Below are 22,119 nucleotides of genomic sequence, written 5' to 3' on the forward strand. Positions count from 1 at the left end.
TGCCTTCTCAGTACGCGCAGCTCACAAGGGCCAGCGCAGGAGCGTGCTCCTGCTCGCTCTCGCCACGCTCACCTTGCTCCCAGCCTGCGGGGATGATCCGCCCTCGTCTCCCTCGGACCCCGCCGATTCGGGCACGCCCCCCGAGGAACCCTTTGTCGAGGTCTGCACCCGTCCGGGTGAAGTCCTTCGACCGGACGCAGGTAGCACTCCCGATGCGGGGAGTTCTCCCGACGCGGGCTGCCAGCCGCTGACGTGCGAGCAGCTCGAGGCCAACTGCGGCACGATCTCCAACGGGTGCGGAGGAACGCTCTCCTGCGGTACGTGCACCGCTCCGGAGGTATGCGGTGGCCGTGGCCGGGCCAACTCCTGCGCCATCCCCACATCCGAGCGCTGGTGCAACGAGAACGGCTGGTGCTGGGAGTATCCCGTTCCTCACGGCAACTCCCTGAAGGGAGCCCACTTCCGCGCCACGAACGACGGCTGGGCTGTGGGCGAGGGCGGCCACATCCAGCACTGGAACGGCACGAAGTGGATGCCTGTGCCCAGCGGCACAACCACCCCCCTCAGCGACGTGCACGCCGTGTCCGCCACGGACGTGTGGACCGTGGGCAGCGCTGGCACGGTGCTGCACTCCTCGGGCGCCGCCTTCTCTCCCGTCTCTTCCGGCACCACCCAGAACCTCTCTTCCCTTTGGGCCTCAGGCCCCGCTGACATCTGGGCGGTGGGAGGCGCCGGCACCGTGCTGCGCAACCAGGGCAGCGGCTTCAACTCCGTGGCTTCGAACACCACCCAAGAGCTCAACAGTGTGTGGGGCAGTGGCCCGAATGACGTCTGGGTGGTGGGCAACGCTGGAACCTTGCGCCACCACGATGGCACTACCTTCGCGGCCATCGACGCGGGCACCTCCCTGCCCCTCTACGAGGTGACGGGCTCGGGCCCCAACGACGTCTGGGCTGTCTCCTCCGAGGACCCCTGCCTCTTCTGCAACGACTACGGCGTCGTCTACCGCGTCACGCCCAGCGGCCTCTCCGAGACCCTCCGCATCGACGACCAGCTCTTCCACGTGTACTCCGTCGACGCCTCCTCGCTATTCACCGTGGGCGAGAGCCTGCGCTACCAATGGAACGGCACGGGATGGAGGAAGGTGGGCTCTGGCAGAGATGGAGTGCTCGCGGGCAGCAGCCCGAATGACGTGTGGCTGTTGGGGGGGGATGGTCACGTCGAGCGGTGGAATGGCAGCGCATGGTCCAAGCAGGCACCAGCCCGCGCACTGGAGGACCGTCTCCAGGACGTGCATGGCATCAGCGCCACCCACATCTGGGCAGTGGGTTCCCGATTGATGCACTGGAATGGTGGCGGTTGGCACCAGCTCCCCAGCTACGGCTCCGGCCAGGCCTCGGGTGTCTACGCGGCCTCGGCCAACACTGTCTGGATCGTCACCTCCGGGAGCGACACCAGCTCCCACCGCATCTCTCGGTGGAATGGCACGGGCTACACGGAGGAGCTCTCCTCGCATCCCCAGGGGCTGCTCGCAGTGCACGGCAGCTCGGAGACGGACGTCTGGGCCGTGGGCCAGTCCGGAGTGGCCCTGCACAACACGGGCTCCGGTTGGGCCTGCCAGCCCACCGGCGTGGGCAAGGCACTCAACGACGTCTGGGTCCTAGGACCCTCACTGGCTATCGCCGTGGGCGACTCGGGCACCATCGTGCGCTGGGATGGCAGCGCCTGGTCCAGGATGAACTCCGGCACCAGCACGGCCCTCCACGGAGTCTGGGGCAGCGGGCCCTCGGACATTTGGGCCGTGGGAAACAACGGCACGCTGCTGCACTATGACGGCACTGTTTGGTCCAAGGCGACGATCGGCACCACGACCAACCTGACCGCGCTCTGGGGTACCTCCGCGTCCTCGGTGTGGGCCACGGGAGAGAACGGCACGCTGCTGCGCTACGACGGCTCGCAGTGGACCTCCGAGCACGCCGGCACCGGCCGCACCCTGCGAGGGCTGTGGGCCGCTTCCGCGTCCGACCTGTGGCTCGTGGGAGACTCGGCCATCCTCCACAAGCCCTGAACCCGCTCTCTTCCCTCTCCCCGTGGGAGAGGGTCAGGGTGAGGGTAACTGAACCCGTTCTTCAACCCGTGGCCCCCAGTGAGCACAGGGGTCCAACCCGGGTTCACCCGATACCCTCACCCCGTCCCTCTCCCAAAGGGAGAGGGGATTTGGTCAACCCTCCGACACCACCTGGAACTGGACTCGAGTTGACGCCACGCCTCTGCGGCCATATAAGTTGGTCAACCAACCTATAAATGGAGCCGAGGATGGCCCGCCCATCGAATACAGAGGAGCGTCGGCAGCAGATCGTCGAGGGGCTGCTGCGCGTCATGGCGGAGCGCGGCTACGAGCGTGCGTCCATCTCGGAGATCGCCAAGGCAGCGGGGCTGAGCCCGGGGCTGGTGCACTACCACTTCACGGAGAAGCAGGAGATCCTCCTGACGCTGGTGGAGCAGCTCGCGGGGCGAGTGCGCGAGCGGGTGAAGGCGCGGGTGGAGCGGGTGAGGGGCGGCGCTCGAGCACAGGTGGACGCCTTCCTCGATGCGTACCTGGCCACGGGTGACGACGCGGATCCAGCCTCGGTGGCGGCGTGGGTGACCATCAGCGCGGAAGCGGTGCGGCAGCCTGAGGTGCGCGCGGCCTACGAGAAGGTGGTCCGCGCGGACCTGGAGTTCCTGGAGGAGCTGGTCGCCACGGTCATCGGGCGCAGACGCTCGCGCGCGGTGGCGGCGGGCCTCTTCGCCGCGGTGCAGGGCTACTTCGTCCTCGCCTCGGCGGCTCCGGGGCTCATCCCTCCGGGATCCGCCGCGAGCACGATGAAGCGCATGGCTGCGGGGCTGCTCGACGCGGCGGACGCCTCGGAGGGCACATGAAGGCCGCGATGAAGACCCCGCTGAAGATCGGGCTGCTCACGAGCCTCTACCTGTCGCAGGGGCTGCCCTTCGGCTTCTTCACCCAGGCGCTCCCGGTGCTGCTGCGCAAACAGGGCCTGTCGTTGCCAGCCATCGGGCTCACGCACCTGCTCGCGCTGCCGTGGGCGCTCAAGTTCCTCTGGGCCCCGGTGATGGATCGCTACGGCTCGGAGAAACTCGGACGGCGGCGGGGCTACATCCTCCCGCTGCAAGTCCTCTCGGCGGCGCTGCTCCTGGGGCTCGCCCTTCCCGAGGGGACCGTGAGCGTGACGACGCTCCTCGTCGCTGTGCTGCTCGTCAACCTGCTGGCGGCGACGCAGGACGTGGCCACGGACGGGCTCGCAGTGGACCTGCTTGAGCCGAAGGAGCTCGGCTGGGGCAACGGCGTACAGGTGGCTGGCTATCGGGTGGGGATGATTCTTGGTGGCGGGCTGATGCTCATCCTCTTCGACGCGCTGGGCTGGCGCCCCACCCTGCTGAGTCTGGGCCTGCTGCTGCTCGTGGCCACGGTGCCGGTGGCGCTCTTCCGAGAGCCCCCCTCCCCCGCCCCCCGAGGCGAGCACGTGCGCATGGGGCGCTGGCTCGGCGAGTCCCTGCTGTACTGGGTGCGCCGCCCCGGCGCGGGCACGTGGTTCACCCTGCTCGTCCTCTTCAAGGCGGGTGAGCACCTGGCGACGGGAATGCTGCGCACCTTCCTGGTCGACGAGGGGCTGAGCCTGTCGCAGGTGGGCTGGATGCTCGGGTTCGTGGGCTTCACCACGGGGCTGCTCGGCGCGCTCGTCGGTGGGGCGCTCGTCAACCGGCTGGGACAGCGGCGCGCGCTGCTCGTCTTCGGCACCCTGCAGGCGGGCGCAGTGCTCCTCTACGCACTGGCCGCGCAGGGAGCCACCTCCCTTCCGGTGCTCGCAATTGTCTGCGGCGTGGAGCACCTCACGAGCGGCATGGCCACCGCGGCCCTCTTCACCGTGATGATGGATATCTGCCGCCCAGAGCACGCCGCGTCCGACTACACGGTGCAGGCCTCGCTCGTCGTGCTGGCCACCGGAGGCGCCGCGGCCGTGAGTGGATTCAGCGCCCAGACGCTCGGCTACGCGTGGCACTTCACGCTCGCGGCGGCCCTGTGCGCCGCGGCAGTGGCCTGGGTAGCGCTCACCTTTCACCCGCCCCGGACGCTCGTGTCCGGAGGACAACCGGAGGTGTCGTGATGACCATCGCCGTCTATGCCGGCAGCTTCGACCCGGTGACCGCCGGGCACCTCTCCGTCATCCGCCAGGCCGCGCGGCTCTTCGGCCACGTCGTCGTGGTGGTGGCCATCAACCCCGACAAGCGCACCCTCTTCACCGTGGCCGAGCGCGTGGAGCTGCTGCGCGAGGCGGTGGCGCTCCACCCCAACGTCTCCGTGTCCAGCACCGAGGGGCTCATCGTGGACTACGCACGGGCCATCGGCGCGAGTGTGCTGCTGCGCGGAGTGCGAGGCGCCACGGACGCCCAGTTCGAGACGACACTGGCCCAGGCCAACCGTGCCCTCGCGCCAGACCTGGCCACGCTGTTCCTCCCCGCCGAGGCCCACCTCGCCACGGTGAGCAGCAGCGCACTCAAGGAGAAGCTGGAGCGCGGCGAGGACGTTTCAGACTTCTGCCCGCCCGCAGTCGCGGCGAAGCTGCGCCAACGAATGAACCCCACCGCCCACCGGAGTCCACAATGAGCCTGTCCTTCGTCACCCTCGGTGTGGGGGATGCCTTCTCCGCGCTGCACTACTCCTCGTGCCTGACGCTCGAGGCCGAGGGCCAGGTGTTGCTCCTGGACTGTCCGCACCCCATCCGCAAGATGATGCGCGAGGCCAGCCTCTCCTCGGGCGTGGAGCTGGATGCGGACCGGGTGTCGGGCCTCGTCCTCACCCACCTGCATGCGGACCACAGCTCGGGCGTGGAGGGGCTTGGCTACTTCTCCTTCTTCGTGCTGAAGCGGAAGCTGCGGCTGCTCGCCCATCCGGACGTGACACGCCGACTCTGGGAGGGCCACCTCGCCGCAGGCATGGAAGATCTCATCCGCAAGCCCGGAGGCGAGCCCGAACGCCACGGCTTCGAGGACTACTTCGAGCCCCTCGCGCTCTCCACCGAGGCGCCCGTGCAATTCGGGCCCTTCTCCATCGAGAGCCGCATGACGTACCACCACGTCCCCACCACGGCCCTGCGCATCCGTGCGGGAGGCCGCTGCCTGGGCTACAGCGCGGACACCGCCTACGACGAGGGCCTCATCTCCTGGCTCTCCGAAGCGGACCTCGTGGTGCACGAGACGAACTACGGCGTGCACACGCCCTACGCGAAGCTGGCCGCGTTGCCCGCGCCGCTGCGAGCAAAGATGCGGCTCATTCACTACCCGGATGACTTCGACCTCCAGGCGAGCAATATCGAGCCGCTCGCGCAGGGGCGCCGCTACACGGTTTAGCGCTGACCTACCGAGCGGTCGGACGGTGCCCTGCTCCGACCCTGCTGCCACGGCGAGTCACGTGTGCGTCACGCGAAAGATGCACGCGCGCGCCGGACGTGGGAGATTCGCAGCCCCAACGAACATCCCATGTCCCATCCGTCCCGCCTGCCGAGCCCACTGGCCTCCACCCTGGCTGCCCTGCTCCTCGCTGGTTGTGCCTCGATGTCGGGGAGCGCGCCAGCGCCCGTCGCGAGCGCGGCTGCTGAGTCCTCGCAGGATGACGAGCCCACCGTCACCCTCACGCTGCTGCACGTCAACGACGTGTACCAGTTCACCCCGGTGGACTTCGGAGCGCGTGGCGGTCTGGGGCGGCTGTCCACGCTGCGCAAGCAAGTCCTCGCCGAGTCCCCGAACACGCTGTTCCTGATGGCCGGTGACACGCTGGGGCCCTCTGTGGAGTCCACCTTCCACAAGGGCAAGCAGATGATCGACGCGTGGAACGCGCTCGGTCTGGATTACGCGGTGCTGGGCAATCACGAGTTCGACTTCGGCCCCGACGTGATGCGCCAGCGCATGAAGGAGTCCCACTTCACCTGGCTGGGCGCCAACGTGATGGACAAGAAGACGGGCCGCACCTTCGGCGACACCCCGCCCTTCGTCATCCGCGACGTGGGCGGCGTGAAGGTGGGCATCTTCGGGGTGCTGTTGGGCAAGACGAAGTACAGCTCCAAGCCTGGCCCGGACGTGTACTTCACGGACACGTGCGCCAAGGCGCGCGAGCTGGTGCCGCAGATGCGCAAGCAGGGCGCGCAGATCATCATCGGGCTCACCCACCTGTTCGTGGCCGAGGACAAGGTGCTCGCCCGCTGTGCGCCCATTGATCTCATCATCGGGGGCCACGAGCACGTGATGATGCAGGCGGTGTCCAACGGCACGCCCATCGTGAAGATGTCGTCCGAGGCGCGGGAGTTGGGGCGTGTCACCCTGCACGTGGGCACCCGGAGCCACAAGCTCAAGAGCATGGACTTCGACGTGCTGCCGCTCACGCCCGAGGTTCCGGAGGATCCGGCCTTCGCCACCGCCATGCGCGAGTACGACGCGCTGACGGCCGAGCTCTCCCAGCCCGTGGGCCGCACCGCCGTGGCCCTGGATGCCAGCGAGGAGGCCAACCGCACCCGTGAGACGAACCTGGCCTCCTTCGTCGCGGACGCCTACCGCAAGGCCACCGGCGCGGAGGTGGCGCTCATCAACGGAGGCTCCATCCGCTCGGACTCGGTGCTGAGGCCCGGTCCGCTCCTGCGGCGCGACGTGCTGGCCATTCACCCCTATCCGGGCTCGGTGGTGAGCATCGAGGTCACGGGCGCGGTGCTGCGCCAGGCGCTCGAGCAGGGCGTCAGCCGCAGCGCCGAGGAGGCCGACCCGGGCCGCTTCCCCCAGGTCTCCGGCATCCACTACGCCTTCGACATCTGCCGGCCCGCGGGTGACCGCATCGTGCGCGTCACCGTGAATGGCGAGCCGCTCGATCCGAAGCGGACGTACACGCTCGCCACCAACTCGTACATGGCCGAGGGCGGTGACGGGTACACCATGTTCAAGGGCGCGAAGTACCGGGTGTCGCCCCAGAAGGGGAAGACCACGCAGGACGTGCTGCGTGACGCCTTCGCCTCCACCGAAGCGATTTCCCCGGTCACGTACGGTCGCATCGAGCGGCTGCGCGGTGGCTCGCGAGACCTGGCGAAGGCGGACGACCCGAACGCCCCCACCTGCCCCACGGCCGCGGCCCAGGCGGCACACTAGGCGCGTCCATTACGGGCGCTCGATGCGCTCCCGAGGAGCCGCGACCCATGGATCTGAACCTCCTCGGACTCTTCGTGGCCGTCGCGGAGACCGGCAGCTTCTCGGAGGCGGCCCGGAAGTTGGGGCTCCCCAAGTCATCCGTGAGCAGGGGCGTGGCGAGCCTCGAGGCCTCGGTCGGTGCGCAGCTACTCCACCGGACGACGAGACACGTCTCGCTGAGCACCGCCGGCGCCGCGCTGTACGAGCGAGCGGCGCCGCTGCTCGCCTCGCTGCGGGAAGCAGTCGGGACCCTGCCCGAGCGGGAGGAGGCCCCTTCAGGCAAGCTGCGGATCACCGCGCCGAACGACATGGGTGCCACCTTCCTGCCAGAGGTCATCGCGCGCTTCACCGCGCGCTATCCCTCGGTGAGTGTCGACTGCCGCCTGACGAACCTGAACGTGGACCTGGTGGCGGAGGGGTTCGATCTCGCGCTCCGCGCCTCTGGAGCGAAGCTGGCGGATTCGTCGCTGATGGTCCGGCGGCTCGGGACGATCGACGTGCAGCTCTTCGCCTCGCCCACGTACCTCGCACGACGAGGGACGCCCCGCACGCCCGAGGACCTGGCCCACCACGACTTCGTCGCGTTTCGAGGGCTCAAGTACCTGAGCGAACTGGGCCTCTCGGAGAAGAACGCGCGCGTGCTCGCCGACGACATGCTCTTCATGCGCGAAACGGTGAAGGCGGGCGTTGGCATCGCCAGCCTTCCCACGTTCCTCGCGCAGGCGGACGTGACGTCCGGGCAGCTCGTCCGTGTGCTGCCGCGCTACACGCAACGGTCGACGACGTTCGTGCTGCTGTACCCGAGGACCCAACACGTCCCGAGGAAGGTGTCGGCCTTCCGTGACTTCCTGCTCGACTTCCTCGGGGGACGACCGCTCTCGGCCCATCCCAACGCGGGCTGAGCCGCGAGGGGCCGGCCATGGGGTCAACCTCAGCCGAAGATCGCGGAGCGCATCGACAGCGAGCCGAGATCAAATCCGCTGATGGGGAAGCGCACCGGATCACGATCGTTGGCGGCGCCGGCGGCGTACAGCAGTGGGAGGAAGTGATCGATGCTCGGGTGCGACATGCGCCCCGCCTCGGTCTCGATGACGCGCGCGAGGAACGCGCCATCGTGCTGCTCGAGCGCCCTCGCCACGTCCTCGTCGAAGCTCGTGGCCCACTTCGGGGGCGTGAGCTCACCCGCCTGCATGCTCCGGAAGGCATGGCGCAGGTTGTGCGTCACGTTGCCGCTACCCATCACCAGGACGCCTTCGTCGCGCAGCCCAGCCAGCGCACGGCCCAGCGCGAGGTGCTCGGAGGGCGCGAGCCGCGCGTCGATGCTGAGCTGCACGACCGGGACATCCGCCGCGGGTAGCAGGTGGTGGAGGACGGTCCAGGTGCCATGGTCCAGGCCCCAGTCGTTCTGGATCGACGCACGAGCGGGCCCCAGGAGCTCAACGACACGCCGCGCGAGCTCGATGCTGCCAGCGGCCGGGTACTGCATCTCGTAGAGCGCACGAGGGAAGCCGCCGAAGTCGTGGATCGTGGGCGGGCGCTCGTTCCCAGTGAGGAAGGTACCGGGAAGGAACCAGTGTGCGGAGATCGCGAGCACGGCCTTCGGCTTGGGCAACAGCCCGGCAAGCGACTTGAAGCTTCGCGTCCAGGTGTTGTCCTCGATCGCGTTCATGGGGGAGCCGTGCCCGATGAAGAGCACCGGCAGGCGGGAGCCGGAAGAGGAGGTGGTCATGGTGGTGCTCCCCTCCTGGACCGGGTGCGCGGCGCGAGCCGAATCGCGACAGCCCAGGAATGGAAGGGTCGCGGCGCCGAGTGCGGCGGCCTTGAGGACACTGCGTCGGCCTGGTCGGTAGGAGGACATGAGTGGTGCTCGCGAGTCAGTGGATCATGCGCGTCGATCCGGCGTTGCACCAGCTCCAGTCGGGCAAATCACTGTTCCCAGGATGGAACAGTCACGGGAGCGAATACCCTCACCCTGGCCCTCTCCCAGAGGGAGAGGGGATTCAGGCCCAGCCTCGCAGTCGGTAGACGAGACGGCCAAAGAGCTCCCGTAGCGCGTCCGTTCCGGCGGAGAGGTTGGACGCCCTCGGCTGCCACGACGCACCGTGGAAATCCCACTCGTGTGCGCGCACGTCCACCGCCAGCGTGTCCGGCTTCAACCCCACCGCCTCAAACGTCCCCAGCGCCCGGGGCATGTGCGCCGCGCTCGTCACCAGCACCAGCCTCTTCCACCCCTGCTGCCGGATGATGCGCTCTGACTCCACCGCGTTCTCCCGCGTGTTGCGGCTCCGCTTCTCGGTGAAGATGCGCTCGGGCGCGATGCCCCACATCCGGAGCTGGCGCGCCAGCACGTCCGCCTCCACCAGCGCCTCCGGCCGCATGTCCAGCGTGCCCGCCGCGAGCAACACATGGCGCGCATGCCCATCCCGCAGCAGCTCGAAACCGCGGAGGATGCGCTCCACCGGCTGGTTGTACTCGGGGAGGCCCGAGCGCTCCGTGGCCGACGAGTCCACCGCTCCGCCCAGCACGATGACGGCGTCGTAGACCTCATCCGGCCGGTACGTGGACACCACGCCCGCCTCAACCCAGCGCTGCAGCCCGGTGGCCACGGGCTGGATGGAGAAGAGGTACAGCACCAGCAGCCCGAGCCCCTGCAGCCACGCCGCGAGCCTCGCCCTCCTCCGGCTCAGCACCAGGCCCAGCACGCCCAGAAGCAACCCCCAGGAGAGCGGCGAGAGCAGCAGATCCAACAGCTTCGACAAGAAGATGAACACGCTGCGCTACCGCTCGCCCCAGTGGAGCTTCTGCCGGAGGATGGTGAAGTAGCCCACGCGGGGATTGCGGACCAGGGTCACCCGGTTGGGCGAGCGCACCACCTCGATGATGTCCTCGCACCGCAGGCTGTGACCCGTCTGCCCGTCCAGGGTGAGGAAGGTGTCCGCCGTCTCGGTTCGCAGGGCGACGCGGATGGTGCGGTCCGCGGGCACGATGATGGGACGGTGCGTGAGCGCGTGCGAGCAGATGGGCGCGAGCACCGTGCAATCCACCGACGGGTGGACGATGGGCCCTCCCGCGGACAGCGAGTACGCGGTGGAGCCGGTGGGCGTGGACAGGATGACGCCATCCGCCTTGTACGTGGCGATGGGCACGTCCTCGATGGACACCTCGTGGTCCGCGATGCGCGCCAGCGCGCCCTTGTTGATGACCACGTCGTTGAGGACCTCGTCCTGCACCACCACCTTGCCGTCGCGGATCAGCCGACACGTGAGCTTCATCCGGGAGTCCACCTTGAAGCGGCCGGCGAGCACATCATCCAAGGCGGTGAACAGTCCCTCGACGGGGATCTCCGTCATGAACCCCAGGCTGCCCAGGTTCACCCCGAGGATGGGCTTGGGGCTTCCGTCGAGCAGCCGGGCCGCGTGGATGAGCGTGCCATCCCCGCCCAGCACCACCACCAGGTCCGCCCGGGCGGCCAGCTCCCGGTCGTCCACCTTCGGCCATCCAAGCGTATGCGCCAGGAGCCGGTCTCCCAGGACCTCCAGCGCGGGATAGCGTTCACGGATTCGCGCGGCGAGCTCCGCCGCCTCGGGCTTGTCCTTCTTCGCTACGAGCACCAGGGTCTGCACGATGAAGAAGGGTTCTAATCCAGACAGCCGGGAGAGCGCTGGACGAAATGGACCCTTCGATGACCCTGTGACACGTGGTACCCGGACCGCAGGTTTTCTCCATGGACCTCTTCGAGCATGCCAGCCGGAAGGACGAGGCCTTGCTGGCCCCCCTGGCGGAGCGGATGCGCCCCACCCGCCTGGAGGAATTCGTCGGACAGGAGCACCTGACGGGCGAGGGGCGCTTCCTGCGCCGGGCCATCCAGCAGGATCAGGTGCCCTCGCTCATCCTCTGGGGGCCGCCGGGGACGGGAAAGACGACGCTCGCCCACGTCATCGCCCGCTCCACCGGTGCCTCCTTCGAGTCCCTCTCCGCCGTGCTCTCCGGCGTGAAGGACATCCGGGAGACGGTGGCCCGCGCCCAGGAGCGCTGGAGACTGCACCGCCAGCGGACCATCCTCTTCGTGGATGAGATCCACCGCTTCAACAAGGCGCAGCAGGACGCGCTGCTGCCCCACGTGGAGAAGGGCACCGTCACCCTCATCGGAGCGACCACGGAGAACCCCTCCTTCGAGGTGAACGCCGCCCTTTTGTCCCGTGCGCGCGTTGTCACCCTTCGCGGGCTGGAGGAGGAGGAGCTTGTGGCGCTGCTGCGTCGAGCGGTGGCGGACCCCAGGGGCCTGGGCGGCAAGGTGGAGGTGGACGACGAGGCCCTCACCTTCATCGTCCAGGCGTCGGGAGGAGACGCGCGCCGGGCGCTCACCGCGCTGGAGGCGGCGGCCGCGCACGGCGGCGCCCGGGTGGACAAGGCCATCGCCGAGGAGGCCCTGCAGCACAAGGCGCTGCTCTACGACAAGGCCGGCGAGGAGCACTACAACGTCGTCAGCGCCTTCATCAAATCCATGCGGGGCTCGGACGTGGACGCCGCGCTCTACTGGATGACGCGCATGCTGGAGGCAGGCGAGGACCCCGTCTTCATCTTCCGGCGGATGGTCATCTTCGCCTCGGAGGACATCGGCAACGCGGACCCGCGGGCGCTGGGCGTGGCGGTGGACGCGCTGCGGGCCTTCGAGCTGGTGGGCCTGCCCGAAGGCACCCTCCCGCTCACCCAAGCAGTGACGTACCTGGCGCTGGCGCCCAAATCGAACGCAGTGCTCACCGCGTACGCCGCGGCTCGCACCGCCGTCACCGAGGGAGGGCCCCTGCCCGTGCCCATGCACCTGCGCAACGCCCCCACGAAGCTGATGAAGTCGCTCGGGTACGGCGCCGGCTACAAGTACCCGCACAACTTCGAGGGCCACTACGTCCCCGAGGACTACCTTCCCGAGGCGCTGCGGGGCCGACGCTTCTACCAGCCCTCACGCAATGGGCTCGAGCAGGAGCTGGCCGAGCGCTACGAGGAAATCCAACGCCAGCTCGCGAGCCGCACCCGCGAGCCGGGAGAGGAAGGCTAGGAAGCTACCTCGAGGGCGTCATCGTCCTCCTTGGAGCGCTTCATGGAGCGTCCCGCCACCTCGTACTGCTTGAGCAGGCGGCGGAAGTTGGAGCGATCCACGCCCGCGGCGCGAGCAGCGCTGGAGACGTTGTGGTTGTGCTTCTCGAGCAACGCGGTGAGGTAGCGCCGCTCGAAGGCGCGCATGGCCAGGCGCTTGGCCTGGGCATACGGCAGGTGCGCGAGGCTGAACACCTCCACCTGGGCCCCGGCCTGCGGCGCGTCCTGGAAGCCCGGCGGCAGGTCGTCGATGTCCAGCACCTCCTTGGAGGTGAGCACCACCGCGCGCTCGATGACGTTCTCCAGCTCGCGCACGTTGCCCGTCCACCGGTTGCAGGTGAGCGCCTCCATGGCGCGCGGCGTGAAGCCCGTCACCCGCTTGCCCACCTTCGCCGCGTACAGCTTGAGGAAGTGGTGCGCCAGCAGCGGCACGTCCTCGGGGCGGTCTCGCAGCGGCGGCAGGTCGATGGTGATGACGTTGAGCCGGTAGAACAGGTCCTCGCGGAACTTGCCCTGCTCCTTGGCCCGGCTCAGGTCCACGTGCGTGGCGGCGATGACGCGCACGTCCACCTTCACCGGCTCGTTGGCGCCCACGCGCTTCACCTCGCCCTCCTGCAGCACGCGCAGCAGGCGGACCTGGGTGGCGGGAGGCACGTCGCCAATCTCGTCGAGGAAGATGGTGCCGCCGTCAGCGGCCTCGAAGAGGCCCTTCTTGTTGGAGGTGGCCCCGGTGAAGCTGCCCTTCACGTGACCGAAGAGCTCGCTCTCCAGCAGCGTGTCCGTCAGCGCCGAGCAGTTGACCGCCACGAAGGGCTTGTCCTTGCGCGCGCTGCGGTAGTGGATGGCCCGCGCCACCAGCTCCTTGCCCGTGCCGCTCTCGCCCTGGATGAGCACCGTGGCCGTGGAGTGGCTCACCGTCTCCACCAGCTTGAAGACGGCGCGCATCTGCGACGACTGGCCGATCAGCTCTTCGAACTGGTTGCGAGCGGTGAGCGCCTCCTCCAGCGCGCGAGCCCTGTCCCGCAGAGCCTTGCGCTCGGCGGCCTTGGCCACCGTCATGCTCACTTCGTCGATGTTCTCGAAGGGCTTGGTGAGGTAGTCGTACGCCCCGGACTTCACCGCCTCCACCGCCGTCTCCACGGTGGCGAAGGCGGTCATCATGATGACCTCCACGTCCGGCCGCGCCGCCTTGATGCCGCGCAGCAGGTCCATGCCGGACAGGTTGGGCATCTTGATGTCCAACACGGCCACGTCGATGGAGGGGTCCTTCGCCGCGGTCAGTCCCTCCACGGCGTCGTCGATGGAAACGACCTGGTAGCCCTCGCGGGTGAGGATGGACGTGACCGCCTTGAGGACGATCTGATCGTCATCCACGACCAGGATCTTGGCGCGCTTGGTAGCGCTGGACGGCTGCGGGTTCACGGCAACCTCTCAAGCTGCAAGGGAATGGGGATGTAGACGGTGAAGCGCGACCCCTCACCCATGTGGGTGTCCACCTTGAAGATGCCGCCGTGGTCCTCGACGATCCGGTAGGCGATCGCCAGTCCCAGGCCGGTGCCCTGACCGGGCGGCTTCGTGGTGAAGGACGGCTCGAAGATGCGCGCCACGTAGCGCTCATCAATGCCACTGCCCGTGTCGATGACCCGGAAGAAGCAGCGGTCTCCGTCCTTGCCCGTCTCCAGCGTCAGCACGCCACCGGAGGAAGGCAGCGCGTGGAGCCCGTTCTGCAGCAGGTTGAGCATCACCTGCGACAGCTGTCCCGGATCGCCGAACAGCTCCGGGAGCTCCGGCGTCAGGCGCAGCTCCAGCCGCACCTTGGGGTAGGCCTTGAGTTGGGCCCCGAAGAGCACCGCCGAGTCCTCCGCGCACTTGTTGAGCTGGAAGGTGCGGCGATCCTCCGTCTTGCTGTGACGGCTGAACTTCAGCAGGCTCTCCACGATGCGCTTGCAGCGCAGCGCGCTCTCCTCGATGAGATCCAACGACTCCATGTCGGAGGCGCTGCGGCCCTCGTCACGCTTCATCAACTGCGCGAAGGCGAGGATGCCCCCCAGCGGGTTGTTGATCTCATGCGCCACACCGCCGGCGAGCTGACCCACCGCGGCCATCTTCTCCGTCTCGATGAGCCGGCGCGTCATCTCGCGCTCGTCGCTGATGTCGCGGTAGGTGCACACCACACGCCCCTCACCCGTCAGCGGATAGGCGGCCATGGCGTAGGTGCGCCCGCGCTGGCTGATCTCCGCGCGCACGCCCTTGCCAGTTTCGAGCGCCTCGGGCACAGGACAGCCCGGGCAGGGGGTTTCCCGGTCGAACAGCAGCTTGTGGCAGAGCTGGTCACTGCCCTCCTCGGACAGCGTCCCCTGGAGCCGCTCACCCGCCAGCACCGTGTACGCCTTGTTGGCCCGGCGCACCCCGTAGTCGCGGCGCACCACGGCCAGCGGCGTGTCCATGGAGTCGAACGACAACTCCCACTCGCGCTTGGCCTGGCTCAGCAGGTGCGTGCGCAGCGCCACGCGGGTCTCCAGCTCCGCGTTGAGCCGCCGCAGCTCCTCGTTCTGCTGCTGCGTCACCCGGAGCAGCCGCTCGTTCTCCGCCTGGAGCGCGTACTGCTCGAAAGCGCTCTTGACCGTGAGCACCAGGTGGCTGTCATTCCACGGCTTGGAGATGAAACGGAAGATCTCCGACCGGTTGATGGCTTCCTCGATCGCCTGCTGATCGGCCTGACCGGTGAGCATGATGCGCTGGGCCCGTGGCACCTGTGCCTTCACACGGCTGAGGAACTCCACGCCGTTCATGCCCGGCATCCTGAAGTCGGAGATGACCACCTCCGGCGTGAAGCGTTCGAGGGCCTTGAGGCCCTCCTCCGCATCGGAGGCCGTCTCGATCTGCCAATCGCCGCGACGGAGCACCCGCCGGATGGACTTCAGGATGTACTCCTCGTCGTCCACCAGCAGCAGCCGTCCGCGTGGCACCACTCCCTGTGTCTGCGCCAGTTCCAGTGGCAACCTCGTCCTGGGTCCGAGACCCGAGCGTTTGCAATGACGCTGCCAACATCCACCGCCTCGCAAAGCCCCCTAATACCGGGTGCTTCCACACCCGGGGCTCACGCCCACCCTGGGTCCCTCAATACCCCGACCCGTGAATCGGGTCAATGTTGACCCAGGACGCGGACCCAGGCAGGCTAGCGGGAGGCGAGGCCGGTGAGCGGCATGGGCGAGATGTGGACGCAGATGCGGTTGCGACCCTCGTCCTTGGCCCGGTAGAGGGCCTGGTCGGCGGAGCGCACCAGCTGTTCGGCGTTGTTCACGGCGTGGTGGGGGAAGGCGGAAACCCCGAGCGACGCGGTGACGCGCAAGGTGCGCTGGGGGCCGGTGTGCAGGGCGCCCAGCTCGCGCCAGACGCGCTCGGCCACGGTGAGGGCACCCGCCAGGGGCGTGCGCGGCAGGAGGATGGCGAACTCCTCGCCTCCATAGCGGGCAAGCAGGTCCGTCTCACGCACGCTGCGCTGGAGCGAGGCGGCCACGTCGCACAGCACGATGTCGCCCACCTGGTGGCCATGGTCGTCGTTGAAGGCCTTGAAGTGGTCCAGGTCGATGAGGATGAGCGACAGCGGATCGTCGTAGCGCTGGGCGCGCCGGAACTCCTCGCGCAGCCGATCCTGGAAGTAGCGGTGGTTGTGGACCTGGGTGAGCCCGTCGGTGATGGACAGGCGCTCCAGGGCGGCCACGCGGGTGACGAGCGCGTTGAGGCGCTCGCGCTCCTGGATGCAGCGGGCCATGCGCGCCAGCAGCTCGTCGGGGTCCACCGGGGTGCACACCACCTCCGCGCCCAGCCGCAGCACGGCCAGCACCGCCGCGCGCTCCTCGGCGGGCACGAGCGCGATGATGGGCGGGCCCTTCCCCTCATCGTCCCGGGCTACAAGGTGCTGCAACAACGCGCGCGAGGGGCCCCCGGCGGGACCCAGCACGAGGAGCACCAGCTGGGCCTCGTCGATGCGGCGCTGGGCCTCTGGACCCGCCGCCACGAGCCTGACGGAAAAACCCTCCTGCTCCAGCATGCTCGCCAACTCGGCGTGCCGCTCCGGCAACTCGTCCACCAGCAGAATGAGGCGCCTGTCTCCCACATCGTTCCCCAAAACCAAGCCCAAGCAGCCACGCTACCACGGCCTAGCGAGGCGGAGCGACCGTTGGATTGCGATCGCCCAGCAATGTTTGATAGCCAGCCCCCATCAGGCAAGCTCTGTCACCCTGGCTTATCGCCGAGGTTTCATCGTGGGCAAATCCCCCAGTATCAGCCTCTTCTTCCCCGCTTGGAACGAGGAGGACTACGTCGAGCGGTCCGTGGCGCGCGCCATGGACGTTCTCCCCCGGCTCACGGACGACTTCGAAATCATCATCGTCAACGATGCCTCCACGGACCGCACGCAGGAGCTCTGCGAGCAGCTGGCCGCGCGCATCCCCCAGGTCCGGGTCATCACGCACCCAGTCAACTTGAAGCTGGGCGGTGCCATGCGCACGGGCCTGTCCGCGTCCACCAAGGACGTGGTGGTCTACTCGGACATCGACCTGCCGTTCGACCTGAACGAGCTGGAGCGGGCGCTGCACCTGATGGAGTACCTGGAAGCGGACATGATCTGCGCCTTCCGGTTCGACCGCACCAGCGAGGGACCCAAGCGGATTGTCTACTCGTTCGCCTACAACCTGCTCATCCGGACGCTGTTCGGTGTCCACGTGAAGGACATCAACTTCAGCTTCAAGGTGATGCACCGGCGAGTGCTGGAGGCGGTGGAGCTCAACAGCCAGGGCTCCTTCATTGACGCGGAGCTGGTGGTGAAGGCCATCCACCAGGGCTTCCGCGTGTTCCAGATGGGCGTGGACTACTTCCCGCGCACCCGTGGCGTGTCCACGCTGTCCTCGCCCACCGTCATCATGAAGATGGTGCGGGAGCTGGCGAAGCTGTACCCGCAGACGCGCTGGCCCCGGGCGACGAAGCGTCCGGTGCGGCTGCCGCCCTCGGTGACCACACTGCACGGCTCGGCACGCGAGCGCGAGCGGACGCGCAGCCACGGGTAGAGCGGTGGCTCGCACGCGCCTCGTCGTCAACGCGGACGATCTCGGGCTGCACCCGGCCCTGGACGCGGGCATCCTCCGGGCCCACCGCGAGGGCATCGTCACCAGTGCGACCGTGCTGGTGATGGGCCCTGACGCGCCCGAAGCCGTGGGCCAAGCCCAGGCTCAAGGATTGGCCCTGGGAGTCCATCTGGCCCTCTCCACCCGGCTACCTCCGGCCGCCCCTGCCTCGCACGTGCCCACGGTGGCCCCCGCTGGGCGCCTGCGTGCCAGCTGGGCAGACTTCGCGCGCGCGTGGCTCACCGGCCAGGTGCGCCGGGAAGAGCTGGAGCTGGAGCTCGCCGCACAGGTAGGACGTGCGCGGGCCCTGGGCGCGGAGGTGGACCACCTGGACGCACACCAACACCTTCACCTGCTGCCGGGCGTGCGCCCATTGGTGGAGGCCCTGGCGCGGCGAGAAGGACTGCCCCTGCGCTGGCCGGACCGGCTGCCCCGCGTGTCCTGGCTGCGGTCCCCTGGGCCGGCCGTGAAGACGTCGCTGCTCTCGCTGTTGGCCCGAGTCGCGCCTCGGCCCCAGCCCGGAGTGCGGCGAGTGAGCGCGGGCGGCGTCTTCGAGGCGGGCCAGCTCACCGAGTCCGCCCTGCTCTCGCTGCTGGAGTCCCTGCCAGAGGGAGACTTCGAGCTGGGCTGCCACCCGGGCGAGGGCCGTCCCCACGTGCCGGAGGATCCGGGCTGGACCTATGGCTGGCAATCCGAACTGGACGCGCTCACCAGCCCTCGGGTACGAGCGCGCCTCGAGCAGCTCGGCGTGGAGCTGACCACCTACGGCGCGCTGGCCTCCGCCACGTAGAGGATGTGAGGCGTGGAGTAGCCTGCGCCCAGCGCCACCGTCTCGCGCGGGGTGAAGCCGGCCTGGCGCAGCATCGACTCCACCGCCTCGCGAGGCTGGAGCACGAGCGCCCCCCCTGCCTTCGTCCGGCCCAGCAGCTTCACCATCACCACCTCCTGCGCGAGGCACTTGAGGTGCTTCCAGGAGCGGTCGCCCTCGGCCTCCTTCAGCAGGAGCCGCCCACCGGGACGCAGCAGGCGCCGGGTCTCGCGCAGGAACCCGGGCCAACGCTCCACCGGGAGCAGGTAGAGGACATCGCACACCACCACCGCGTCGAAGTGACCGGGCATCTGCTCGGCGAGCGACTCCACGGTGCCCACCTCCACCTTCACGTTGGGCAGACGACCGGGACCCTGCCGGGCCCATTCAATTTTACGTGGGTCAGGATCGACCCCATGCACGATGCGCCGGGAGTCCCCCAAGGCGAGGAGCGCGGTGAGCAATCCGTGGCCGCAGCCCACATCGGCCACAGTCCCACCTGTGGGTACACGGGCGGCAACGGCCTCAAGCGGCGCGGAGAAGGCCCGAGCATGCACGTGGAAGCGCTCGGCCGGGGGGAAGAGAGAGAACAACGCGAGAGCAGGAGGAAGGGGAGCGTTCACGAGACGTAGTGGTCCAGGCCGAATGCGGCAGAGAAGAGGACAAGCCCCACCGCCCCCGCGGCGAGCAACCCGTGGCGCACGCGCGGGTGGTCGCGCAGCAGCAGCGCGAGGGTGAGGAAGAGGGGGAAGGCAGAAATGAGGTAGCGACCCATGCCCATGAAGTCCTTGGTCGACAGGGCGGGGATACCCACGAGGACGGCGCAGAACACGCCATAACCCCACCCCAGCCGCCGGAACGTGGGCCACAGCAGCGCGAGTGCCCCGAGGGTCAACAGCGCATGGAGGCACAGCCGGAGAACAGTCTCGGCGTTGGACTCGGGGGAGAAGACGGCCTTGAACCAGTACAGCTTCAGCCACGACTCCCAACCGGGCGTCTGTCCCCACCCCACCTGGGCATCGACGAAGGCGAACGGCGCGTCGAACCGCTCCCCGAGGTAGAGGACGTAAAGGACGAAGCCGAGCGCGGAGAGGACGGGCAGGAAGTCGAGGACACTCCAGCGCTCTCCCCGCTCGCGCTTCCACTCGAGCCGGCGAGCCAGCAGCCCCAGGACCACCGCAGGCGCCACGGGCCGCGCCGCCGTCGCCACTGCACCCAGCAGGACCGCTGGCACCAGGTGCCCCTTCTCCAACAGGAGGAAGGCACCCACCACCAGCAGGAGGAAGAGCGCGTCGGAGTACATCACTCCGTAGAGAAAGAAGGTGAAGGGGTACAGCGCGAGGAGCAACCCGGCATGAAGCGCGGTGGTCTCATCCTCCACGCGAATGCGCGCCCATCGCGCGAAGAGCAGGAGCGCGAGCGGACCACAGAGCAGGGTGACGAGAACCCCCGCCTGGTACACGTCCGGGCCGAGCTGCTCGACGGCACGGATGGCCAACGGGTAGAGCGGGAAGAAGGCCACCGAGCTCTGCTCTCCGGGCACATACTGATACCCGTCCCGGGCGATGCGCATGTACCAGCTCGAGTCCCACCCCACCCACCCCATCACCACGTACTCATCGAGCCGCACCACGGGGGCTTGCGGATTCTTGTGGTGAAAGCGCCAGGCACCAGCCCCCGCCGCCGCGGCGCAGACCAGGACAGCCGCGAGGATGACGAGAGCCAGAGTACGGGACGCGGAGAGGCGCATGCGGCGAAGGCTCCATCCAGAACCCCGCCAGGGTCAAGCTCCCAGGGAATAAGCGCCAAAACCTGGAGTACGGGTGAACCCTCCCCTGCCCCACGGGCATCACACGACGCTTTCCGCACCGCCACCGTTCGCCGACAATGCCGCCTCCTCACCAGGAGAGTGCATGCCCATCACGTTCCGCGGCCTCATGGTGCTCGTGCTTGTCGCGCTCGCCGGACCCGCAAGGGCCCAGGCCGCGAAGCCCCAGCAGCCTACCGCCGAGTCCGAGCGCGCCGAATACATCCGCTCGCACTACACCAAGTTCGAGTACCGCATCCCCATGCGCGACGGCACGAAGCTGTTCACCGCCGTCTACATCCCCAACGACGCGAGCCCCGGCAAGCGCTACCCCGTCCTGCTCACGCGCACGCCCTACACGGTGGCGCCGTACGGGCTGGACCGGTACGCGCGCAGGCTCGGGCCCAACGAGCGGTACGAGAAGGACGGCTTCATCTTCGCCTTCCAGGACGTGCGCGGTCAGCACATGTCCGAGGGCGAGTTCGTCAACATGCGCCCGCACCGCGCGAAGAAGAGCGGGCCCAAGGACATCGACGAGAGCACCGACACCTACGACACCATCGACTGGCTGGTGAAGAACGTGCCGGGCAACAACGGCCGCGTGGGGCAGTGGGGTATCTCCTATCCCGGCTACTACACATCGGCGGGCGCCATCGACTCGCACCCGGCGCTCAAGGCGGCATCGCCGCAGGCGCCCATCGCCGACTGGTTCTGGGACGACATGCACCGGCATGGCGCCTTCAACCTGGTGCTGGCGTTCAACTTCTTCTCGAGCTTCGGCAGGCCGCGGCCACAGCCAACCGACAGCGAGGATTGGAAGCGCTTCGACCACGGCACCCCGGACGGCTATCAGTTCTTCCTCGACCTGGGGCCGCTGAGCAACGCGGACTCGCGCTACTTCAAGGGCGACATCTCCTTCTGGAAGGACCTCGTCGCGCACCCCAACTACGACGCGTTCTGGCAGTCGCGAAACCTCCTGCCGCACCTGAAGAACATCAAGGCCGCCATGTTGGTGGTGGGCGGCTGGTACGACACCGAGGACCTCTACGGGCCCCTGCGCACCTACGCCACCATCGAGAAGCAGAACCCGGGCATCTCCAACACGCTGGTCATGGGCCCCTGGCCGCATGGCGGTTGGATGCGCACGGACGGCACCTCGCTGGGTGACGCCGATTTCGGCTTCCAGACGACGGCCATCTACCAGGAGCTGGAGTTCGCCTTCTTCAAGCACCACCTCAAGGGAGGCGAGAAGCCCGAGCTGCCCGAGGCCCTGGTGTTCGAGACGGGCGCCAACCGCTGGCGGCGCTTCGACACGTGGCCGCCCAAGCAGGTGCGCGAGGCCCGGCTCTACTTCCAGCCCAAGGGGGGCTTGTCGTATTCGCCGCCCGCGAGCAAAGAGGAGGCCTTCGACGAATACGTGAGCGACCCGAGCAAGCCCGTCCCCTACACCATGGAGCTCACGACGGGCTGGGCCAAGGGCTACATGACCGAGGACCAGCGCTTCGCCGCCCGCCGTCCCGACGTGCTCGTCTACGAGACGGCGCCGCTGGAGAAGGATCTCACCCTGGCCGGCCCGCTGGAGGCGGAGCTGTGGGTCTCCACCACCGGCACCGACGCGGACTGGGTGGTGAAGCTGGTGGACGTCAACCCGGGCAAGCTGCCCGGTGGCCCGAGGGGCGGTGACAACGAGGAGGGCCAGCGAAACCGGGGCCACCAGCAGACGCTGGTGCGCGGCGAGCCGTTCCGTGGCCGCTTCCGCGACAGCTACAGCGAGCCCAAGCCCTTCAAGCCGGGCGAGGTGACGAAGGTGCGCTTCGTCATCAACGACGTCTTTCACACCTTCAAGCGCGGGCACCGGGTGATGATCCAGGTGCAGTCGAGCTGGTTCCCCTTCATCGACCGGAACCCGCAGACCTTCGTGCCCAACATCTTCGAGGCGAAGGATGAAGACTTCGTGCGCGCCTTCCACCGCGTGTATCGCTCGGCGGCCCACCCGAGCTCGCTCAAGGTGAGCGTGCTGCCCTCGGTGGACGACTGACGAGGGCCGGAGAAGCAGG

At 68.5% G+C, this 22,119-nt stretch carries 19 protein-coding genes; 11 read left to right on the forward strand and 8 right to left on the reverse strand.

Features of this window, described 5'->3' with window-relative positions; genetic code table 11:
* Nucleotides 1-43: 43 nt before the first annotated feature.
* From F0U60_RS38350 to F0U60_RS38380, 7 genes are all read left to right on the forward strand, one after another.
* Nucleotides 44-2,068 (forward strand): WD40/YVTN/BNR-like repeat-containing protein, encoded by a 2,025-nt coding sequence (locus tag F0U60_RS38350; RefSeq protein WP_395807103.1) that lies wholly within the window; start codon nt 44-46, stop codon nt 2,066-2,068.
* 248 nt (nt 2,069-2,316) lie between these two features.
* Nucleotides 2,317-2,922: a TetR/AcrR family transcriptional regulator gene (locus tag F0U60_RS38355; RefSeq protein WP_395807105.1), complete on the forward strand. Its 606-nt coding sequence runs from the start codon at nt 2,317-2,319 to the stop codon at nt 2,920-2,922.
* Nucleotides 2,919-4,166, forward strand: coding sequence for an MFS transporter (locus tag F0U60_RS38360; RefSeq protein ID WP_395807106.1), 1,248 nt, complete (start codon nt 2,919-2,921; stop codon nt 4,164-4,166). The genes F0U60_RS38355 and F0U60_RS38360 overlap by 4 nt, the downstream gene beginning before the upstream one ends.
* Complete coding sequence (gene coaD, locus F0U60_RS38365) at nt 4,166-4,666, forward strand: pantetheine-phosphate adenylyltransferase (RefSeq protein ID WP_395825643.1); 501 nt, start codon at nt 4,166-4,168, stop codon at nt 4,664-4,666. Before F0U60_RS38360 ends, coaD begins: the two co-directional genes overlap by 1 nt.
* On the forward strand, nt 4,663-5,409 hold the full coding sequence (locus tag F0U60_RS38370; protein WP_395807108.1) for an MBL fold metallo-hydrolase: 747 nt from the start codon (nt 4,663-4,665) through the stop codon (nt 5,407-5,409). The genes coaD and F0U60_RS38370 overlap by 4 nt, the downstream gene beginning before the upstream one ends.
* A 129-nt stretch (nt 5,410-5,538) precedes the next feature.
* On the forward strand, nt 5,539-7,188 hold the full coding sequence (locus F0U60_RS38375) for a bifunctional metallophosphatase/5'-nucleotidase (RefSeq protein ID WP_395807110.1): 1,650 nt from the start codon (nt 5,539-5,541) through the stop codon (nt 7,186-7,188).
* A gap of 47 nt (nt 7,189-7,235) precedes the next feature.
* Complete coding sequence (locus F0U60_RS38380; RefSeq protein ID WP_395807112.1) at nt 7,236-8,129, forward strand: LysR family transcriptional regulator; 894 nt, start codon at nt 7,236-7,238, stop codon at nt 8,127-8,129.
* Between the two features lie 29 nt (nt 8,130-8,158).
* Here the strand turns inward: F0U60_RS38380 and ygiD are convergent, their stop codons facing one another.
* The 3 genes from ygiD to F0U60_RS38395 all read right to left on the reverse strand — a co-directional run bounded on the left by ygiD (nt 8,159) and on the right by F0U60_RS38395 (nt 10,850).
* A complete protein-coding gene (ygiD, locus tag F0U60_RS38385) occupies nt 8,159-8,956 on the reverse strand; it encodes a 4,5-DOPA dioxygenase extradiol (RefSeq protein ID WP_395807114.1) in 798 nt (265 codons plus the stop codon).
* A 271-nt stretch (nt 8,957-9,227) separates the two neighbouring features.
* On the reverse strand, nt 9,228-9,998 hold the full coding sequence (locus F0U60_RS38390) for a YdcF family protein (protein WP_395807116.1): 771 nt from the start codon (nt 9,996-9,998) through the stop codon (nt 9,228-9,230).
* A 6-nt stretch (nt 9,999-10,004) separates the two neighbouring features.
* Nucleotides 10,005-10,850, reverse strand: a complete 846-nt coding sequence (locus F0U60_RS38395; protein ID WP_395807118.1) for an NAD(+)/NADH kinase — start codon at nt 10,848-10,850, stop codon at nt 10,005-10,007.
* 101 nt (nt 10,851-10,951) lie between these two features.
* On the opposite strand from F0U60_RS38395, the gene F0U60_RS38400 reads away from it, so the two are divergent.
* Nucleotides 10,952-12,283 carry a replication-associated recombination protein A gene (locus tag F0U60_RS38400; protein WP_395807120.1) on the forward strand — a complete coding sequence of 444 codons (1,332 nt, stop codon included), beginning with the start codon at nt 10,952-10,954 and terminating at the stop codon, nt 12,281-12,283.
* Here F0U60_RS38400 and F0U60_RS38405 read toward each other — a convergent pair.
* The 3 genes from F0U60_RS38405 to F0U60_RS38415 form a co-directional block, all read right to left on the reverse strand.
* Nucleotides 12,280-13,743: a sigma-54-dependent transcriptional regulator gene (locus tag F0U60_RS38405; protein WP_395807122.1), complete on the reverse strand. Its 1,464-nt coding sequence runs from the start codon at nt 13,741-13,743 to the stop codon at nt 12,280-12,282. The two genes, F0U60_RS38400 and F0U60_RS38405, sit on opposite strands and share 4 nt — an antisense overlap.
* Nucleotides 13,740-15,317 (reverse strand): response regulator, encoded by a 1,578-nt coding sequence (locus F0U60_RS38410; protein ID WP_395825646.1) that lies wholly within the window; start codon nt 15,315-15,317, stop codon nt 13,740-13,742. Before F0U60_RS38410 ends, F0U60_RS38405 begins: the two co-directional genes overlap by 4 nt.
* Before the next feature lie 182 nt (nt 15,318-15,499).
* Nucleotides 15,500-16,441, reverse strand: a complete 942-nt coding sequence (locus tag F0U60_RS38415; RefSeq protein ID WP_395807124.1) for a diguanylate cyclase — start codon at nt 16,439-16,441, stop codon at nt 15,500-15,502.
* A 148-nt stretch (nt 16,442-16,589) separates the two neighbouring features.
* Here F0U60_RS38415 and F0U60_RS38420 point away from each other — a divergent pair, with 148 nt between their 5' ends.
* Entirely contained in the window at nt 16,590-17,390 is an 801-nt protein-coding gene (locus F0U60_RS38420) for a glycosyltransferase family 2 protein (protein WP_395807127.1), read from the forward strand.
* A 4-nt stretch (nt 17,391-17,394) separates the two neighbouring features.
* The gene (locus F0U60_RS38425) at nt 17,395-18,237 is read left to right on the forward strand and encodes a ChbG/HpnK family deacetylase (RefSeq protein ID WP_395807129.1); all 843 of its coding nucleotides are present in this window, start codon (nt 17,395-17,397) and stop codon (nt 18,235-18,237) included.
* Here the strand turns inward: F0U60_RS38425 and F0U60_RS38430 are convergent.
* Nucleotides 18,210-18,878: a class I SAM-dependent methyltransferase gene (locus tag F0U60_RS38430; protein ID WP_395807131.1), complete on the reverse strand. Its 669-nt coding sequence runs from the start codon at nt 18,876-18,878 to the stop codon at nt 18,210-18,212. The two genes, F0U60_RS38425 and F0U60_RS38430, sit on opposite strands and share 28 nt — an antisense overlap.
* The gene (locus F0U60_RS38435) at nt 18,875-20,005 is read right to left on the reverse strand and encodes a mannosyltransferase family protein (protein WP_395807133.1); all 1,131 of its coding nucleotides are present in this window, start codon (nt 20,003-20,005) and stop codon (nt 18,875-18,877) included. The genes F0U60_RS38430 and F0U60_RS38435 overlap by 4 nt, the downstream gene beginning before the upstream one ends.
* Nucleotides 20,006-20,168: 163 nt before the next feature.
* Here F0U60_RS38435 and F0U60_RS38440 point away from each other — a divergent pair, with 163 nt between their 5' ends.
* Complete coding sequence (locus F0U60_RS38440) at nt 20,169-22,100, forward strand: CocE/NonD family hydrolase (protein ID WP_395807135.1); 1,932 nt, start codon at nt 20,169-20,171, stop codon at nt 22,098-22,100.
* Nucleotides 22,101-22,119: the final 19 nt, after the last annotated feature.

Origin of the sequence: Archangium minus (assembly GCF_044360475.1) — a bacterium.
Lineage (GTDB): Bacteria > Myxococcota > Myxococcia > Myxococcales > Myxococcaceae > Archangium > Archangium minus.

Coding starts and splice junctions, on each gene's coding strand:
- F0U60_RS38355 (WP_395807105.1), top strand. CDS start 2,317: ATGGCCCGCCCATCGAATACAGAGGAGCGTCGGCAGCAGATCGTCGAG.
- F0U60_RS38360 (WP_395807106.1), top strand. CDS start 2,919: ATGAAGGCCGCGATGAAGACCCCGCTGAAGATCGGGCTGCTCACGAGC.
- coaD (WP_395825643.1), top strand. CDS start 4,166: ATGACCATCGCCGTCTATGCCGGCAGCTTCGACCCGGTGACCGCCGGG.
- F0U60_RS38370 (WP_395807108.1), top strand. CDS start 4,663: ATGAGCCTGTCCTTCGTCACCCTCGGTGTGGGGGATGCCTTCTCCGCG.
- F0U60_RS38375 (WP_395807110.1), top strand. CDS start 5,539: ATGTCCCATCCGTCCCGCCTGCCGAGCCCACTGGCCTCCACCCTGGCT.
- F0U60_RS38380 (WP_395807112.1), top strand. CDS start 7,236: ATGGATCTGAACCTCCTCGGACTCTTCGTGGCCGTCGCGGAGACCGGC.
- ygiD (WP_395807114.1), bottom strand. CDS start 8,956: ATGACCACCTCCTCTTCCGGCTCCCGCCTGCCGGTGCTCTTCATCGGG.
- F0U60_RS38400 (WP_395807120.1), top strand. CDS start 10,952: ATGGACCTCTTCGAGCATGCCAGCCGGAAGGACGAGGCCTTGCTGGCC.
- F0U60_RS38435 (WP_395807133.1), bottom strand. CDS start 20,005: ATGCGCCTCTCCGCGTCCCGTACTCTGGCTCTCGTCATCCTCGCGGCT.
- F0U60_RS38440 (WP_395807135.1), top strand. CDS start 20,169: ATGCCCATCACGTTCCGCGGCCTCATGGTGCTCGTGCTTGTCGCGCTC.